This window comes from Anaerocolumna jejuensis DSM 15929 (assembly GCF_900142215.1).
GTDB classification, from domain to species: Bacteria; Bacillota; Clostridia; order Lachnospirales; family Lachnospiraceae; genus Anaerocolumna; species Anaerocolumna jejuensis.
This window is the reverse complement of sequence record NZ_FRAC01000020.1, coordinates 108505-126392: the sequence shown is the minus strand read 5'-3', so window position 1 is coordinate 126392 and position 17888 is coordinate 108505. Positions and strand designations below refer to the sequence as shown.

The 17888-nt window shown below is 40.8% G+C and carries 13 protein-coding genes; all 13 read right to left on the bottom strand.

Going from position 1 to position 17888, the window contains the following annotated elements:
* Positions 1 to 230: 230 nt before the first annotated feature.
* The 13 genes from BUB77_RS18820 to ilvB all read right to left on the bottom strand — a co-directional run bounded on the left by BUB77_RS18820 (position 231) and on the right by ilvB (position 17883).
* Entirely contained in the window at positions 231 to 1238 is a 1008-nt protein-coding gene (locus BUB77_RS18820; RefSeq protein WP_073278389.1) for a substrate-binding domain-containing protein, read from the bottom strand.
* Positions 1239 to 1480: 242 nt separating this feature from the next.
* Positions 1481 to 2227: a tRNA pseudouridine(38-40) synthase TruA gene (gene truA / locus BUB77_RS18815; protein ID WP_073278388.1), complete on the bottom strand. Its 747-nt coding sequence runs from the start codon at positions 2225 to 2227 to the stop codon at positions 1481 to 1483.
* Between the two features lie 253 nt (positions 2228 to 2480).
* Positions 2481 to 4586, bottom strand: coding sequence for a glutamine synthetase III family protein (locus BUB77_RS18810; RefSeq protein WP_073278387.1), 2106 nt, complete (start codon positions 4584 to 4586; stop codon positions 2481 to 2483).
* Positions 4587 to 4958: 372 nt separating this feature from the next.
* Positions 4959 to 5783 carry a mechanosensitive ion channel family protein gene (locus tag BUB77_RS18805; protein ID WP_084124452.1) on the bottom strand — a complete coding sequence of 275 codons (825 nt, stop codon included), beginning with the start codon at positions 5781 to 5783 and terminating at the stop codon, positions 4959 to 4961.
* A gap of 15 nt (positions 5784 to 5798) precedes the next feature.
* Complete coding sequence (gene glgB, locus BUB77_RS18800; protein ID WP_084124458.1) at positions 5799 to 8048, bottom strand: 1,4-alpha-glucan branching protein GlgB; 2250 nt, start codon at positions 8046 to 8048, stop codon at positions 5799 to 5801.
* A gap of 28 nt (positions 8049 to 8076) precedes the next feature.
* Positions 8077 to 8727, bottom strand: a complete 651-nt coding sequence (locus BUB77_RS18795) for a YesL family protein (RefSeq protein ID WP_073278384.1) — start codon at positions 8725 to 8727, stop codon at positions 8077 to 8079.
* A gap of 58 nt (positions 8728 to 8785) precedes the next feature.
* Entirely contained in the window at positions 8786 to 9718 is a 933-nt protein-coding gene (gene manA, locus BUB77_RS18790) for a mannose-6-phosphate isomerase, class I (RefSeq protein ID WP_073278383.1), read from the bottom strand.
* Between the two features lie 161 nt (positions 9719 to 9879).
* The gene (locus BUB77_RS18785; RefSeq protein WP_073278382.1) at positions 9880 to 12090 is read right to left on the bottom strand and encodes a YcdB/YcdC domain-containing protein; all 2211 of its coding nucleotides are present in this window, start codon (positions 12088 to 12090) and stop codon (positions 9880 to 9882) included.
* 177 nt (positions 12091 to 12267) lie between these two features.
* On the bottom strand, positions 12268 to 13503 hold the full coding sequence (locus BUB77_RS18780; protein ID WP_073278381.1) for a DUF1015 domain-containing protein: 1236 nt from the start codon (positions 13501 to 13503) through the stop codon (positions 12268 to 12270).
* Between the two features lie 7 nt (positions 13504 to 13510).
* Complete coding sequence (locus BUB77_RS18775; protein ID WP_073278380.1) at positions 13511 to 13690, bottom strand: hypothetical protein; 180 nt, start codon at positions 13688 to 13690, stop codon at positions 13511 to 13513.
* A gap of 94 nt (positions 13691 to 13784) precedes the next feature.
* A complete protein-coding gene (locus BUB77_RS18770) occupies positions 13785 to 14954 on the bottom strand; it encodes a phosphoglycerate dehydrogenase (RefSeq protein ID WP_073278379.1) in 1170 nt (389 codons plus the stop codon).
* Between the two features lie 16 nt (positions 14955 to 14970).
* On the bottom strand, positions 14971 to 16056 hold the full coding sequence (gene serC, locus BUB77_RS18765) for a 3-phosphoserine/phosphohydroxythreonine transaminase (RefSeq protein ID WP_073278378.1): 1086 nt from the start codon (positions 16054 to 16056) through the stop codon (positions 14971 to 14973).
* Positions 16057 to 16197: 141 nt separating this feature from the next.
* Positions 16198 to 17883, bottom strand: a complete 1686-nt coding sequence (gene ilvB / locus BUB77_RS18760; protein WP_073278377.1) for a biosynthetic-type acetolactate synthase large subunit — start codon at positions 17881 to 17883, stop codon at positions 16198 to 16200.
* Between the last annotated feature and the right edge of the window lie 5 nt (positions 17884 to 17888).

Below are 17888 nucleotides of genomic sequence, written 5' to 3'. Positions count from 1 at the left end.
TTTCTATCCTTTCCTTATTCATATTTTTACCTTTTCTATCACATTTATACTTAAACATAAAAAGAGATTAAATAAAGTGAATCCAAAATGCCGGAATAATCTGACATGGAGGGTTCACTTCATCTAATCTCTTTTATTTTCTACGCTTGCACCCGGTAAATTCCTGTGATCTATATTGTTTAATAATTCAAAGCTTCAAATCAACAATACTGCAAGCTATATTTATTGTTTTAATTTATTTTTTTTACCGAATCCCTGATTATAAGTTTTCCATTAATAACCACTCTTCCGATTCTGTAATTTGCATTATTAATCTTTCCTACAATTGCCTTTACTGCTTCATCGGACATAACCGTTATATCAACTTCGACAGTGGTCAGCTTCGGATTGGATATGGTAGCAAATATATAATTATCAAAGCCGACTACGGAAATGTCCTCCGGTACCCTATATCCGTTTTTCTTTAATTTGTTGATTAACAGATAGGCTACGCCGTCATTGTTGCATACAAATGCCGTCGGCATCTCTTTAGGAAACTCAATTTCAATATAAGTGCCGTCTTCACTGCGGTCAGCAATGACCCATTCCTCCCTTAAGGGTATGCCGTTGGAAAGCAGGGATTTATAATAACCTAAATACCTGTCCAGAATACTGCTTGTAGACAAAATGTTTCCTACAAAGCCTATATTTCTGTGCCCCTGTGCTATCAAATGATTGGTAAGTATATAAGAGCCGTAAAAGCTGTCGCTGACCAAAGAATCGACCTCAAGCAGTTCATCATAGAAATCCAGAAATACCAAGGGGATTCCCCTGTTGTTAATGGAGCTTACGTACTCATAGCTCATTTGTCCGAGAATAATCACACCATCCACTTTATTATTTTGAATTACACTTGGCAGGATGATATTCTTTTCCTGTTCATGGTTTATAATTTCCATGATTCCATAATATCCGGCTTTGGATAATGACTTCACTACGCTTTGATACATCTTAAGGTAAAAGGCATCTCCATCATCACGAATGAACCTGTCAGCTATAACAATTCCAACATTATAGCTTTTTCCTTCTTTCATGCTTTTTGCCAGAACATTATACCGGTAACCCATTTCTTCCGAAACTTTCTTGATTCTGTTCTTTAGTTCCTCACTTACTCCATCTTTATCCGATAGTGCTTTAGAGACTGTAACAGTACTTATGTTCAACTTGTCAGCAATATCCTTCATCGTTACATTCTTCATCTGAACCCCCTGCATTAGCTTTTTGTGATAGTTATATTCGCATATACGTATCTTCTCCATACTATTGCAAATTATAGTCTTTTTATAAAAGATTATCAATGTAAAAGCAAACTAAATTTAGGTAATATTTTATCCAAATTAGCTAAATTTATTAATTTATAAACTATGCTTCAGCTACATAAGTCAAGGAACCAATAAAATAATGTAGTTTTATTTAGATTGACTTATGACAGCCGAAGCAATTATTCATATTTTACATCCATCAGAAAAAGACCTCTTGCCTCTGCTGTTTCCCCTGCTTTACTCCTATCACCGCTTGCCACGATCTCCTCCATATATTCGGGAGCCATATTTCCTTCTCCAATTTCAATCAGCGTCCCTGCAATAATTCTGGCCATATTCGGCCAAAAATCATCTGCTTCCAGAATAATATCAATTGTATTAATTCCAGTCTTAATCTCAATATTTTTTATTTTCCGGACAGTGGATTTCTTCATCCTCTTATTTTCTGAAAAAGCTTTAAAGTCATGTTCACCAACCAGGCTTTGTGCCGCTTTTCTCATAAGCGAGACATCCAATTTGTGAAAACAGTAATAATTAAATTTTCGCTCAAATACCGAGGGTACTTCTCCCGTCGTTATTTTATAGACATATTGGAAAGTCTTTGCATTAAAGCTGCTGTGAAAGCGCTCCGGTACCTCAAAAACCTCAAGCACAGCGATATCTCTCGGAAGATATCGGTTAAGGTAATGTTTGATTTCAAATAGCTTCATATCCGTATTCGTCTTAAAGTTCGCAATTTGTCCATATGCATGGACTCCCGCTTCCGTTCTGGCTGCTCCAATAAGTTCAACCGTTTCATTCTCCATCTTACTTAATACGGACTCAATCTTATCCTGTATTGTAATGCTTTTATTAATCCCTGGCTGTTTTTGCCATCCATCGTACCGTGAACCGTCATATTCCAGTACCAGTTTAATGTTTCTCATTTATGATTTAGTTCCTTTCTTCTGTATTACATGGGCAGTCTTTTCTGCATTTTGACAGACCATTCTATATTCCATTATTATATATAGAATTTAAAATGTAAATAGCGAAATAAATATATTTTTAAAAAAAGACTGTCAATCTATGAAGATATGACAGTCTTTTTGGCGTTTTCAGCATATTCTTAAATATGAACTTTACAAAAGGGAAATACTTCCTTTACATCCGGGATAAATCCTGATATCTGCAATCGGATTATACCTCGAATAATAAATCACCGTAAGCAGGTACGGGCCAAATTTCCTTATCAACGATTAATTCCAGCTCATCAACAGGTGTTCTTAAATCACCCATTGCAGGGAATACAATCTGCTTAAAGAATACAGCCTGCTCCTGGCCTTCTTTTCCAGCAGCTTCTGCAACAGCAGCCTGAAGCTTAACAAGGGCAGTATTTGCTGTAGCAAGCAATTTGGAAGTCTCTTTTAACAAACCTGCCTGTACGGATACATCTGCATCGGGCAAAGCAGCTTTAATCGTATTAATGGAAGCTGCAAGACCTGAAGCATATTTAATAACAGCAGGAATATATAGCTTACTTGCCATTTCGATCATTGTTTTAGCTTCAATGTTAATTGTCTTTGAATAGGTCTCGTATTCAATTTCTGCACGGGAATGAAGCTCTACCTCTGACAATACCTTGAACTTGCTAAACAGCTTTACAGCTCTTTCTGATGTCATGGAAGGAATTGCTTCTACAAGAGATTTCAAGTTAGGAAGTCCTCTTCTCTCAGCTTCTGTTACCCATTCATCAGAATATCCGTTTCCATTGAAAATAATTCTCTGATGCTCTGTTAAGGTCTTCTTGATTAAATCATGTACGGCTATATCAAAATCCTTTGCGCTTTCCAGTTCATCGGCAAATTTACATAATGCATCTGCAACAATTGTATTTAAAGTAGTATTTGGACCAGCGATGGACATGGAAGATCCAACCATTCTGAATTCGAACTTATTTCCTGTAAAGGCGAAGGGTGATGTACGGTTTCTGTCTGTGGCATCCTTCTTTAATTCAGGAAGTGTGTGAACGCCGGTATTTAACTTGCCGCCCTGTTTACTGCTCTTGGCATCGCCTGTCTCAACAAGCTGCTTTACAACATCCTCTAACTGTTCTCCAAGGAAGATGGAAATAATAGCCGGAGGTGCTTCGTTGGCACCCAATCTGTGATCATTTCCTGCATTGGAAGCGGAAAGTCTGAGCAAATCAGCATTCTCATCCACAGCTTTAATTATGGCAGAAAGGATTAAAAGGAATTGTATATTCTCGTGAGGTGTTTTGCCGGGCTCCAGAAGGTTCTTTCCTGTATCGGTAACGATGGACCAGTTATCATGCTTACCGGAACCATTAACCCCTGCGAAAGGCTTCTCATGAAGCAGGCACACAAGGCCCTGGCGGTTAGCAACTTTCTTCATCGTTTCCATTACCAACTGGTTGTGGTCTGTTGCAATATTTGCTGTTGAATAAATAGGAGCTAATTCGTGCTGTGCAGGAGCAACCTCATTATGCTGTGTCTTAGCAAGGATACCAAGCTTCCAGCATTCTTCGTTTACTTCCTTCATAAATGACGCAATTCTTTCCTTCAAGCTTCCAAAATAATGGTCATCCATTTCCTGACCCTTCGGAGGCTGTGCACCAAATAAGGTACGTCCGGTAAAAATCAAGTCTTCTCTCTTTAAGTATTTGGCCTTATCTATAATGAAATATTCCTGTTCGGGACCAACGGAGCAGGATACGGATTTCACTTCGCTATGTCCGAATAATTTAAGTATACGTACAGCCTGATCACTGACAGCTTCCATTGAACGAAGCAGCGGTGTCTTCTTATCAAGTGCTTCTCCGGTATAAGAACAGAAGGCAGTGGGTATACAAAGGGTAACACCTGCAGCATCTTCTCTTAAGAATGCAGGGGATGTACAATCCCAGGCTGTATAACCTCTTGCTTCAAAAGTTGCTCTTAACCCGCCGGAAGGGAAGGAAGAAGCATCCGGTTCACCCTTTATTAATTCTTTTCCGGAAAATTCAAGAAGTATTTTACCGTCAGAAGTAGGACTGATAAAGGAATCATGCTTTTCAGCTGTAATACCTGTCATTGGTTGAAACCAATGGGTATAATGGGTAGCTCCTCTTTCAATTGCCCAATCCTTCATAGCGTTGGCAATTACATCTGCTATTTCAGGATTCAGTTCCTCTCCGTTTTTAATTGTTTTCTTTAAAGCGGCAAAAACTTTTTTAGGTAAACGTTCTGCCATAGTGGCTTCGTTAAAAACATCAACACCAAAGATATCAGTCAATTTTTCTGCCATAAAAAAACTCCTTCCACACATTTATATTTTGTCTTTCAATATATTTATTTCAGATACAATTACTGTAGACCAGCAATTGTACATTAAAACAGCATATGTACTAAGAGACAGTACAAGTACAGTACAGATTAGTATAAGTACTGCAACCATTGGAGGTGCTATAATCAGTTCAGTTACTGGTCATAGAGCCTGCATAAAAAAAACGTCCCCAAAGAAACTCGGGAACGTCTTTGCTCCAACTTAAATTTTGCCTAAAGATAAAATACCACCTTTTTATAGAAAAGGAAAGCTTTTTTTTATAATTCTTTTTATACTTTATTTTATAAGTAAAATACCCAATAATACTTTATTTTATTAGTTCCTTTTATAAAACTACATTGGAATTTTAACCTGATTTTCTTCAAATTCCTTCTTTATGCCTTCTAACAGCTCCGATTTACCTGTAAAATAGTCTTCCTTCTTAACCCATACCCGGATTCCCATGGTAATAGTTCCTGTATCAAAGCTGTTTACAAATACCGTATTGGCTGCTTCCTTAATTACCTTTTCATTTTTTTCGATAACCACATTCAAAACCTTCTTTACCCGGTCAATATCCTCGGTATTGGAAACAACTATATTAAAGTCCAGCCTTCTTTGGGTTTCATTGGTGGTATTAATAATACTGGAATTAGACAGGGCACCGTTTGGCATGACCACCAGGCGGTTGTCTGCCGTAAGCATCTTGGTATAAAAAATATCCGTAGAAATTACGGTTCCTTCATTCGCTCCATAGATAATATAGTCCCCTACCTTAAAAGGGCGAAGCAGAAGAATTATGATTCCTCCTGCAAAGTTTGAAAGTCCCCCCTGGAGCGCCAGGCCGATACTCAAGCCGGCTGAGCCCAATACTGCCACTAAACTGGCATCCTTTACGCTGAATATCTGCACCAGTATAATCCAGATAAGGATTATGTAAAATATGGCACGCATAAATGCTAATAAAAAGCCTTTTACGCCGGCTTCCATCTTTCCTCTGTTAAAGGCTCTCTCTACCGTTCCAAGCAGCATCTTTATAATCTTTTTTCCAATAAAAAAAACAAGAAGGGTTATAAGTATTTTTACGACCAATTCAAGGCCATTATTAACAATACTTTTCCATAAATCCTGTAATGACAAAAGGACTTGTTCTTTCATTAATGTAAAAATATGTTCCATCAGGTCAATATCCTCCTATTTTCTTCTACTGTTTCTTTTGCTGCTTTCTTTTGTTGTTTCCAAAGGTGTACTGGAGAAAATACTAATGCCCAGAGGCGGCACCGTAATGGATAAAGAATCCATTCTGCCATCTGCTCCCGTATGCTTTGACGGCTTCATTCGTTTATTGCAGTGGCCCTTACCCCCGAACCGCTCATAGTCACTGCTGAATATCTCTTTGTATTTTCCGGGAAAAGGAACTCCTATCAGGAAGTTTTCATAAACAACAGGTGTGAAGTTGCACACGACCAACAGGGTATCCTGTATGTTATCTGCTTTTCTTACAAATACCACAATACTATGATCAGCATCCTGGCTGCTGATCCATTCGAAGCCTTTTTCTTCAAAATCCCAGGCATAAAGAGCCGGCTTTTTCCTATAAAAGCTATTCAGTTCTTTTACATACTGGTTCAGAGAGGCATTACGCTCCTCTTTTAGCAGCTTCCAATCAATTTCCTTCTTCTCATCCCATTCACTGTATTGGGCAAACTCCTGTCCCATGAACAGCAGTTTCTTGCCCGGATGGCACATCATAAAGCCATATGCAGTCCTAAGGTTTGCGAATTTATCCTCCAGGTTTCCCGGCATTTTTTGTATCATGGAGCCTTTTCCATGCACCACCTCATCGTGGGATAATACCAGAATAAATTTCTCGCTGTAAGCATATACCATGCTGAAGGTCAGTTCTCCATGGCGGCCCTTGCGAAAGAGGGGATCGCTCTTCATATAATTCGTAAAGTCATTCATCCAGCCCATATTCCACTTAAGGTCAAATCCAAGGCCGCCCTCCTCCAAATCTCCTGTTACCTTCGGCCAGGAGGTGGATTCTTCTGCAATCAGCATAGCTCCGTCTTTTCTCTTCTTTACAATGGAATTTAAGTGCTTTAGCATTTCCATTGCTTCCAGGTTCTCTTTTCCGCCGTATTTATTTGCAATCCATTCGCCGTCCTTTTTGCCGTAATCCAGATACAGCATTGAGGCTACCGCATCCATGCGGATACCATCCGCATGATACTTTTCTATCCAGAACAGTGCATTGGCAATAAGAAATAAAGATACCTGGGGCCTTCCATAATTATAGATTAAGGTTCCCCAGTGAGGATGGGAACCTTGTCTGGGGTCCAAGTGCTCATAAAGGCAGGTACCGTCAAAGGTCGCAAGTCCAAAGCTGTCCTTCGGAAAATGGGCAGGCACCCAATCCAAAATAATGCCAATGCCTTTCTGATGCAAAAAATCAATAAAATACATAAAATCTTCCGGTGAGCCGTATCTGGCAGTCGGTGCATAATAGCCTGTTACCTGATAGCCCCAGGAACCGTCAAAGGGATGCTCCATTACCGGCATTAATTCAACATGGGTATAACCCATTTCAAGTATATAATCTGAGACCATTGGAGCAAGTTCCCGGTAATTGTAAAACTCACGTTCGTCCGTGCCGGGCTTTTTAAAGGAGCCAAGGTGCAGTTCATAGATATTTACAGGTGCTTTTTTATAATTTACTGACTTTCTGGTACTCAACCAATTACTGTCTCCCCATTGATAGCCATTCAGGTCACAAACAACGGACGCATTATTCGGCCTTAATTCCGCCCTGTTTGCATAAGGGTCCGCCTTTAACACGACCATGCCGCCCTTTACCTTTATTTCATATTTATAAATTTCACCTGCCAGGAGTCCCGGGATAAAAAGTTCAAATATACCGGAGTCCTTCAGTCTGCTCATAGGATGCCTTCTGCCATCCCAACAGTTAAAGTCTCCCACTACACTTACCCGCACAGCATTGGGAGCCCAGACGGCAAAATATACACCACTTGCTCCGTTTATTTCCATTGGATGGGCACCGAGTTTTTCGTATATGTTATAATGAATACCTTTGGAAAATCTATTCAAATCCGTTTCTGACAGGATCTGGCCATAGAAGTATGGATCTGTTAATTCCTGTGTTACTCCGTTATCATAAGTAACGATAAAGGTGTAGGCTGATATTCGTTTAACTTTGGGTATCAGTACGGCAAAGAAGCCTTCCTCTTCCCTGATCATTGAATATATTTTCTCTGTCTTTAGCAGCCTGACCTTTATATCTCTTGCTGACGGTATATAAGCCTGAATCAGCAGACCTTCCTCCACCAGGTGAGGTCCTAAAATATCATGGGGACGATCCTCTTCCGAGTAAACAACCGCCTCAATTCCTGCCCAATCCATTAATCCATACAGATTATCCTCCATATAGCCTCCTCCGCTCCCAATTATATTCTTATTCCAGATACCACTCATCTACTCCGTTTGATTCTTCCTCCTCTTCCTTTTGAGGGATATACTTTTTGAATATCCGTTCCATCAGAAAGGATACCAGCAATGCACAGAGCGCCGGTGCAAATAAAATGGGTATACGGAACAGATAAACAAGCAAAACAAAGAAAAGAACAATAATTGCCATCAAAATAGTACTTGGCAGATGTCTCATGGACATAAGGAATGATGTTTTAAATAAATGCAGTGTCTTTGTTTTAAATCTGGACAAAACAGGAAATAAGTAAATACTAACGCAGAAAAGTATTACGAATAAGGCTGTAAAAATGCTGAACAGTATCACTCCCACATTGCTTTTGAGCCCTTTCGCATAATTCCAGTCAATGTACAGAATAAAGGAAGCCAGGATAACAACAAGTCCGCTGACTACCCCCTGTCCGAAATTCATTTTAAAAGCCTTGAAATATTCCTTGGATATATATCCTCTGTCCCTGCGCAGGGATTTGGCCGTTGCATAATAAAGAGCGGTCAAAGCCGGCCCTATGGTTATTATGGGAATACAGGTCACTAAAAATATTATACTTAAAAAGAAAGCATCTACAATCTTATTCAATCCGGTAAAAAACGGATTATCCAGGTTAAAAAAACTACTCATTGGTTTTCTCCTTACATTTTGTTAAATACTTGGGTTGTATGATATAACTTTCTTAACTTTATATATGAGATGCTATGCATTCCATATTTCCTTTTAACGTATAGTGTCCGAAACCTGCGGGAAGGATAAAATGATCTCCTTTTTTTATCTCCACGCCTTCCACGGAGCCTTCTCCCTCTATCACACTCATAATAGTAAAAGGTTCTGTCTGCTCTAGCTCTGCACTGCCGTTTATCTTTATCTTCTCTACCGTATAAAATTCACAGCTGACCAGCTCCTCTATTTCACCGACCTCTATCTCTTTTTTCTTTCTTAAAGGCTCCGTGAGCTTCTGGGGGCAGGTTATTACATCAATGCTCTTATCAATATGAAGTTCTCTGGGTTTTCCGTTCTGGAGCCTTCCATAATCGTAAAGCCTGTAGGTAATATCACTGTTCTGCTGCGTTTCTAATATCACGGTGCCCGCCTTGATGGCATGAACTGTTCCTGGCACAATCTGAAAGAAATCACCTTTTTTTATAGGAAGTACACGAATCAAGTCATCCCACTGATTTTTTTGAATCATGGAAGCCAGCTCTTCCTTGCTGTTTGCATTATGCCCAATAACAATCTTTCCATCCTCATCACAATTCAGAATATACCAGCATTCTGTCTTTCCCAGGGAGCCGTTTTCATACTCCTTCGCATAAGCATCATTTGGATGGACCTGTATGCTCAGATCCTGCTTGGCATCTATGATCTTAATTAAAAGCGGGAAAACTTCACCTTCTGCATTTCCGAAAAGCTCTCTGTGGTTCGTCCATAAGCTGCTTAATGTCTCCCCTTTATATTCCCCCGCTTTTATTTTACAATCCCCATTGGTATGGGCACTGACCGCCCAGCATTCACCTGTGGAATCACTGGGAATATCGTAGCCATAATCTGTCTTAAGCCTGCTTCCTCCCCAGATCATTTCCTTAAATACAGGTTCTAAAAATAGTATATTTTGCATAATTGCCTCCTAATAAATTGTATAAGCCTATATTTATATTACCACAAATAGCCGGCTTAAAAAAGTGAAAATTCTCTAAAGTAACGAAGATTAAACAAAAAGAGATAAGGCGGAATTTTAGGAATCCAGCCTTATCTCTTTTCTATAAAATATATTTTCTTTTATTCCTGTGTATTTAACATTGCTACTATCAGATCTGCTGCCTCCTGGCGTGTAAGATTATCTCCTGCATGCAATTGGTTATTGCTGTTTGGTGTCAGGAGTTTCAAGCCATAAGCGATTGCAGCATAACCGATATCGGACTGGTTGATTGTTGCCTGGTCCGTAATATTCATAGAATAAATACCGCTGATCTTAGCCGCTTTCTCAAGTCCTAACAGCTTAACCGCATATTTTGCAGCCTCCATACGGTTTATGGTACTGCCGGACAATTTATTTTTTGAATCGGCATAGAAGCCTGCTTTATTGATAAAGTCTGTTAATTCTTCTGCTGTGATTGCCTGAGAAGGTTTGAAAAGACCTCCTTCAAATCCGATTCCCATATTGGCAAGCAGCTTTATATTTCTGGCTGAAGAATTATTGTCAATATCCGTATAAGAGTAAAGGTTGGTTGTCTTTGTATACTCTTTACCGTCAGAATCAAGCTGCTTTCCGTTAAACGGAGATATATAATTTGGTGTAATATCCGTACGGTATACAAGACGTACCAGCGGAGTCTGTGTATAGGAGGCATCAGCCTTTGCATTGGTTACACTGTTCTTATAATAAATTTCATATACCAGACGGTAACCTTCGTTCGCTATATAAGAGTCAAAGGCTTTTTCCGCTGAAATAATATTGTCAGGAGCTTCAAAAGTTACATTCTCATCCCAGTTGTAGCCAAAGGAGTAAATCTTGCCGGTTACGCCATCTACGGAACCGATGATATTATTTGCCGCATAGGGAATCTTTTCATTGACTCTCTGATAATTGTAGGAATAACCGCCATATACAGGCTTACTGTCTTTATAGGCAATAATATAATCATCAGCAGCTCCACTATAGGTGGAATTCTTAAAATACTCCGGTATCTGCTCTTTTAAGAAGCCTTCTAAAATACCCTTTCCCTGCTTGGAAGTATATTTCACTTTCGGGCTTTCCCATTTTCCTGTGGCAGAGTTATAGTAGTTGTTGGTAGAAGAATAATAGGAAAGGATCTTACCTGTTTTTGCATCAACAGTGGCATTTGCATGGGCACGATAGCTGTCTCCCTTACCAGTCTTTTCTTCCCTTGGATCTGAGAAGCTGATGCCCCATACATAGCCGGAGCTTCCATTTGAACTATCATTCTTGTAAAGGTTGGCTGTGACAGAGGTCATATTCTTGTCAAAGAGCAGTTTTCCATTGCCTTTTACTGCTTTTATGGCATTCTCCTTTGTAATCAGACCCTTTATATTATCAACTTCTGCTGCTTCCTGAGGAGTCAGTCCGCTTCCGTCAGCTTTGGAATCCGCCGCAAACCCTGCCTTTTCATTTCCATAAAGATCTGTCCAAAGGTTCTGCGTATCATATATCTTCCCGGTTACTGCATCAACAGATATATAGGACTTATCGGGACTATATACCAGAAAAGCCTTCACTGTGCTTTTACCATTACTGTCCTTATTATAGGCACTCTGGTAGGATAAGGTCATCTTAATATTCTTTCCAATCCTGGAAGCCGCATCTTCCTTGGTTATTTTAACTTCAGAAGACGGGATGCTGACATCATAAAGCCAATTGACAGTATAGGAGGTAACTTCACCAGTCTGGTAATTAACACCTACCGTTACGGTATTATCCGGCATGGGGATACCGTTTTCCATTCTTTGATATTGGTAACTGTAAGTACCATTGTAAGAACTTCTTGCAGAAGCATCCGTATATTGAAGCTTATTATAAATATCCGGGGAAATCCCCTTAATAAAAGCATCTGCTTTGTCTTTTAATTCGCCCTGAAGATACACCGGTTTATAGCTTTGGTTCGTATTGTAATTATAACTCTGAATACGCCCTTTGGAATCGCAGTTAATATAGATGCTCTTGCTGGAGTCCTTATTAGCCCAGGTAAGGTTCCAGGTACTGTCCGTATAGGAACTGCCAGAGTTATAATTATATGAGAATTCCGATAAATCTGAAGGTATGGTAATTTTACTTTTTACAGTATTGATCATGTTCTCCAGATCCTTCGACGAAGCAGAATCACCTGTCTGCGCCTTGGATGAAATTGTTGTATTTACCAGATTAGTTCCTGCCAGGGAACTCGCATCTGCCTTTAATAAATAGGGTGAAGGCAGAGCACTAACTACAAGGGCACCGCTTAAGATTACAGTCCCTATTTTTTTCGTTATCATAAAATTCCTCCTTTACTAAATTTTTATCTTATTTCCTTGTTCAACCATTAGACGATGCAAATAATAATATGGTTCCATCTTTCTATAAATATTTATATTTAAAATTTTAGTAAAGTTCATTTCCTGATTCAAAAACATTTTTCCTGCCTGCTAACCCGGTCTGTGTAGGCAGAATTCTTATATCCGGTGTATGAATAACCCACTTCTTAGTTTCGGCTCGAACCAGGTAGATTTTGGCGGCATTAATTTTCCCTGGTCCGATACGGCCATCAGCTCCTTTATATCCGTAGGATACATGGAAAAAGCAACTGTCATATCTTCCCGGACCCTGCGCTCCAGCTCCCCAAGGCCTCTGATTCCTCCGACAAAATCAATCCTCTTATCAGTGCGGGGGTCCTCAATTCCAAGGACGGGACCTAAGAGATTATCCTGCAGCAGGGAAACATCAAGTCCCGCCACTGGATCTTCCTTTCGGTACTCTTCTTTTATTATAAGCTTATACCAGCCATTTTGTAAATACATTCCATACTCTCCCTTACTTTTGGGCTGATAAGGCTCTCCTCCCTGAAACACCACCTCAAAGCATTCGGAAATCCTGGTCAGAAATTCTTCCCCGGTATATCCGTTTAAGCCTTTTACCACTCTGTTATAGGGCATAATCATAAGCTCTTCGGAGGGAAATATGACGGACAGAAAAAAATTATATTCCTCCCTGCCGGTATTATCAGCATGTTCCTCTCTGCGCTTTAGCCCCACCTTTACAGCGGATGCGGCTCTATGGTGTCCGTCAGCAATATAAATGGAAGAAATGCCTTCAAATTCCTCTCTGATTTTTGCCACGATTTCTTTCTCTTCTATTTTCCACACATTATGGGTAATACCATCCGGTGAAGTAAATCCATAGAGCTTCTCTTCCTTCTTTTGCTGCTCCATAATTCCTTTCATACTGCCGGAATCACGGAAGGTCAGAAAAATTGGACCTGTCTGGGCATTACAGACATCAATGTGGGTAATTCTGTCCAGCTCCTTGTCCGTTCTGGTATTTTCATGACGCTTAATAACACCGTTGGTATAATCATCAATGGAGGCACAGGCTACAAGCCCCGTCTGGCTTCTTCCCTCCATTATTAATTCATAAAGATAAAAGCACTCCTTTTCCTCCCTGATAAAGTGCTCCTTTGTTATCATCTCCTCCAACAGTTCCTTTGCTTTCTCATACACAGCACTGTCATAGGCAGTCACACTGTCCGGAAGCTTTGTCTCCGCTCTGTCTATCTGTAAAAAGGAAAAAGGCTCCCGAACCACTTCCTCTTTTGCTTCTTCTCTGTTATAAACATCATAAGGCAGTGCCGCGATTCTTCCTGCTAATTCAGGAGCCGGCCTTACCGAACAAAAAGGCTTAATTTCTGCCATATTTCCCTCACTTTCTGCCGCTTACTGCGGCATGGCTTACAGTACATATATTACGTCCATGTTCTCCCGGCACGTGTGCAAGATAATCTTTGACATGGCTTACCGCACATATATTACGCTCATGTGTGGTATGTCCACGGCTGCACATAATGGGGCTTGACAGGATTTTAAAAAAGGTTAATACCAAAAGCCTTATAGCATCTCCCGGAATATCCTGTTTGGATGTCCTTCCGACACTATTCTCTTGGTATTAACCTGCCGCTTTTACATAATCTGTTTCATTAAGATAACGTTCTGACTCTTAATACACCATTTATTGTTTTTAACTTCTCAGCAATTCCCGAATTAATGCTGCCCTCCACATCAATAACAGTATAAGCATAATCTCCCTTACTCTTATTAATAAGGTTGGCTATATTAATATTTTCTGCGGAAAAGACTCCCGTAAACTGGGTTAACATATTAGGGATGTTCTTATGGTTAATGGTCACTCTGGTTCCCTGAGCAAAGGTACCGGCATCACAGTCAGGATAATTTACAGAATTCTTGATAATTCCATGCTCCAGGTAATCCTTAATCTGTTTTACTGCCATCACCGCACAGTTATCCTCAGATTCTTCCGTAGAGGCACCAAGATGAGGAATCGCAATAACTCCTTCCATGCCTGCGGTCTTTTCATTGGGAAAATCCGTTACATAAGAAGCAACCTTGCCTGATTTTAAGGCTTCCTCCATATCCTCATCGTTTACCAGGAGATCTCTTGCAAAGTTGAGGATAACCACGCCATCCTTACATTTTGAAAGAGTTTCCTTATTTATCATCTTCCTGGTATCCTCTAATAAAGGAACATGAAGCGTTATGTAATCACATTCTTTATAGATATCCTCCTTGGATTTTACGGAGATGATATCTCTGGATAAGTTCCAGGCGTGTTCAACGGAAATATAGGGGTCGCATCCGTATACTTCCATTCCCAGGCGGTTTGCGGCATTGGCTACCAATACGCCGATGGCTCCAAGCCCGATTACTCCAAGCTTCTTGCCCTCTATTTCTTTGCCGGCAAATTTCGCCTTTCCTTTCTCCACTAATTTTGCTACATCTTTTTCTTCCTTTACGGTCTGTACCCAGTTGATTCCGCCGACGATATTTCTGGAAGCAAGCATTAAGCCAGCAATAACAAGCTCTTTAACACCATTGGCATTGGCTCCGGGGGTATTGAATACCACAACGCCGTCACCGGCACACTTATCCAGCGGAATATTATTAACACCGGCTCCTGCTCTGGCGATTGCTGCAATATTCTCAGGTAATTCCATTTCCAGCATGGAGGCACTTCTTACCAGTACTGCATCCGCTTCCTTCATATCTTCTATTTTGGCATAATCTTCTGAAAAAAGCTTAAGTCCTACCTTTGCAATGGGATTCAGACAATTATATTTATACTTTGACATAAGCGCTCCTTTATGGTTATTTTAAGTTTTTCTTTTCGAATTCCTTCATAAATTCAACTAATTTCTTAACCCCTTCAATCGGCATTGCATTATAGATACTTGCACGCATACCGCCCACTGTTCTGTGGCCTTTTAAGTTCTCAAAGCCTGCAGCCTTTGCTTCCTTTACAAACTTGGCATCCAGCTCCTCATTGCCTGTTACAAAAGGAACATTCATTAAGGAACGGTCTTCTTTTACAACAGTACCCTTGAACAGCTTACTTTCGTCTAAAAAGTTATAAAGCACCGCTGCTTTTTTCTCATTGATTTCCTTCATAGCTTCCAGGCCGCCCAGCTTCTTCAGCCACTTGAATACCTTGCCGCAGATATAGATACCGTAAGCAGGAGGAGTGTTATAAAGGGAACCGTTGTCAGCATGTATTTTATATTTAAACATGGTAGGAGTTCCGGGTAAGGTATCCTCCGTAATCAGATCTTCTCTGATAATAACAATTACAACACCGGCGGGGCCTACATTTTTTTGTACACCGCCGTATAACAGGCCATACTTGGTTACATCTACCGGCTCTGACAGAAAACAGGAGGATACGTCAGCTACCAGGGGTTTTCCCTTGGTATTGGGAAGAGTCTTGAATTTTGTTCCATATATGGTATTATTTTCGCAAATATAAACATAATCAGCATTTTCACTGATTGGAAGGTCGGAGCAATCAGGTATGTAAGTGAAGGTCTTGTCTTCTGAGGATGCTATCTTATTGGCTGTTCCATATATCTTAGCTTCCTGGAATGCCTTCTTTGCCCACTGTCCTGTGACGATATAGTCTGCCACCTTGTTCTTCATCAGGTTCATCGGAATCATAGCAAACTGCGATGACGCACCGCCCTGTAAAAAGAGTACCTTATAGTTATCCGGGATGTTCATCAGCTCCCTTATATCGGCTTCCGCTTCATTCAGGATGGTTTCATAAGCCTTGGACCTGTGGCTCATCTCCATAACAGACATTCCGGTGCCCCTGTAATCCAACATCTCTTCTGCCGCTTCCTTCAGTACTTCCTCCGGCAATACAGCCGGGCCTGCTGAAAAATTATAAACTCTTGCCACTTAATTATCCTCCTTATATTTTCAGCCAGAGCAGAGAAGTTCAGGCTTCTTTGCCCAGCTGGATTTTACGCTTGACCACTTTAATCCATTACATTATAAAACTTAGTTAAAATATAGTCAATATGTTCTTTCGGATTTTCCCTATTTACTCTTAGCTTCCAAATCCTCTTCCGTAAATACTTCCTCGATTGCTGCACCAGGTGCAACCATGGGCCATACCTTATCGTCACTTTCGAGAATACAGTCGATAACCACGGGAATATTAAGGCTGATTGCTTCCTTCAGTACCGTTTCTGCTTCTTCCCGTTTCGTAATCCGGTAAGCCTTTGCTCCCATGGCCTCGGCTACTTTAACAAAATCCACACTGTCATTCAGGGTGGTATAGGAATAGCGTTCTCCATAGAATAAGGATTGCCACTGTCTTACCATTCCAAGGACATGGTTGTTGAAGATGACCTGTATAATGGGTATATTATATCTGGTGGCAGTTGCAATCTCGTTCATGTTCATGCGAAAGCACCCGTCTCCTGCAATATTAATGACTGTTTTGTCCGTATTTCCCACCTTTGCACCGATACAGGCCCCAAGCCCGTAACCCATGGTGCCAAGTCCTCCGGAGGTGATGAAGGTCCTTGGGTTCTTGTATTTATAGTACTGGGCCGACCACATCTGATGCTGGCCGACTTCCGTGGTTATTATGGCCTCTCCTCCCGTAAGCTCATAGAGCTTATTTAAGATAAAAGGTCCGGTAAGTCCTCTCTCATGGTATTTTAACGGATATTTCTCCTTCATATCCATTACGTGGGCAATCCATTCCTTATGCTTTTGTTCCGGAAGCTTGCCGTTTAAGGCTTTTAAGACCTCTTTGATATCTCCAATGATTGCATGGTCAACCAGTATATTCTTATTTATTTCTGCCGGATCAACGTCAATCTGAAGGATTTTTGCATTCCTGGCAAAACGGGCCGTGTTGCCGGTTACCCTGTCACTGAACCTGGAGCCGACAGTAATTAAAAGGTCACATTCTGTGACGCTGAAATTAGCCGTTTTTGTACCATGCATTCCAAGCATTCCGGTATAATAAGGGTCATCACCGCTGAAGGCTCCCTTTCCCATTAAGGTATCCGTTACCGGTGCATCTGTCCTTCTTACAAACTCTCTGACTTCTTCCCAGGCATCGGATATTACCGCTCCGCCGCCGATAAAGATAACCGGTTTTTGTGATTCTTTAATCATCTGGATTCCGGTATCGATATCCTCAGAGGTTATGGTATCTTTCACGCGCTGGATTATAGGGGGTGTCACCTTACTATATTCTGCTTTATTGGCGGTAACGTCTTTTGCGATATCTACCAGAACCGGGCCCGGTCTTCCGGTCTGGGCAATGAGGAAGGCCTTTCTGAGCGTATCTGCCAGCTGGGCTACATCCTTTACTATAAAGTTATGCTTGGTAACAGGCATTGTAATGCCTGCTATATCGACCTCCTGAAAGCTGTCCTTTCCTAAGAGATTTACTGCCACATTTCCCGTAATCGCTACCATTGGTACGGAATCCATATAAGCTGTTGCAATACCTGTTACAAGATTTGTAGCCCCTGGTCCGCTGGTTGCCAGGCACACGCCCACCTTACCGGTGGATCTGGCATAGCCGTCTGCTGCATGGGAGGCCCCCTGTTCATGGGAGGTTAGTATATGCCGTATCTCATTCTGATGCTTGTATAATTCATCGTAGATATTTAGAACAGCACCGCCCGGATATCCGAAAATAGTATCTACGCCCTGCTCCTTTAAACACTCTACCAAAATCTGTGATCCTGTTAACTGCATTTTTC

What these genes read in the sequence shown, in the direction of transcription:
- BUB77_RS18820 (WP_073278389.1), bottom strand. Translation starts at nt 1,238, where the DNA reads ATGAAGAATGTAACGATGAAGGATATTGCTGACAAGTTGAACATAAGT.
- truA (WP_073278388.1), bottom strand. Translation starts at nt 2,227, where the DNA reads ATGAGAAACATTAAACTGGTACTGGAATATGACGGTTCACGGTACGAT.
- BUB77_RS18810 (WP_073278387.1), bottom strand. Translation starts at nt 4,586, where the DNA reads ATGGCAGAAAAATTGACTGATATCTTTGGTGTTGATGTTTTTAACGAA.
- BUB77_RS18805 (WP_084124452.1), bottom strand. Translation starts at nt 5,783, where the DNA reads ATGGAACATATTTTTACATTAATGAAAGAACAAGTCCTTTTGTCATTA.
- glgB (WP_084124458.1), bottom strand. Translation starts at nt 8,048, where the DNA reads ATGGAGGATAATCTGTATGGATTAATGGATTGGGCAGGAATTGAGGCG.
- BUB77_RS18795 (WP_073278384.1), bottom strand. Translation starts at nt 8,727, where the DNA reads ATGAGTAGTTTTTTTAACCTGGATAATCCGTTTTTTACCGGATTGAAT.
- manA (WP_073278383.1), bottom strand. Translation starts at nt 9,718, where the DNA reads ATGCAAAATATACTATTTTTAGAACCTGTATTTAAGGAAATGATCTGG.
- BUB77_RS18785 (WP_073278382.1), bottom strand. Translation starts at nt 12,090, where the DNA reads ATGATAACGAAAAAAATAGGGACTGTAATCTTAAGCGGTGCCCTTGTA.
- BUB77_RS18780 (WP_073278381.1), bottom strand. Translation starts at nt 13,503, where the DNA reads ATGGCAGAAATTAAGCCTTTTTGTTCGGTAAGGCCGGCTCCTGAATTA.
- BUB77_RS18770 (WP_073278379.1), bottom strand. Translation starts at nt 14,954, where the DNA reads ATGTCAAAGTATAAATATAATTGTCTGAATCCCATTGCAAAGGTAGGA.
- ilvB (WP_073278377.1), bottom strand. Translation starts at nt 17,883, where the DNA reads ATGCAGTTAACAGGATCACAGATTTTGGTAGAGTGTTTAAAGGAGCAG.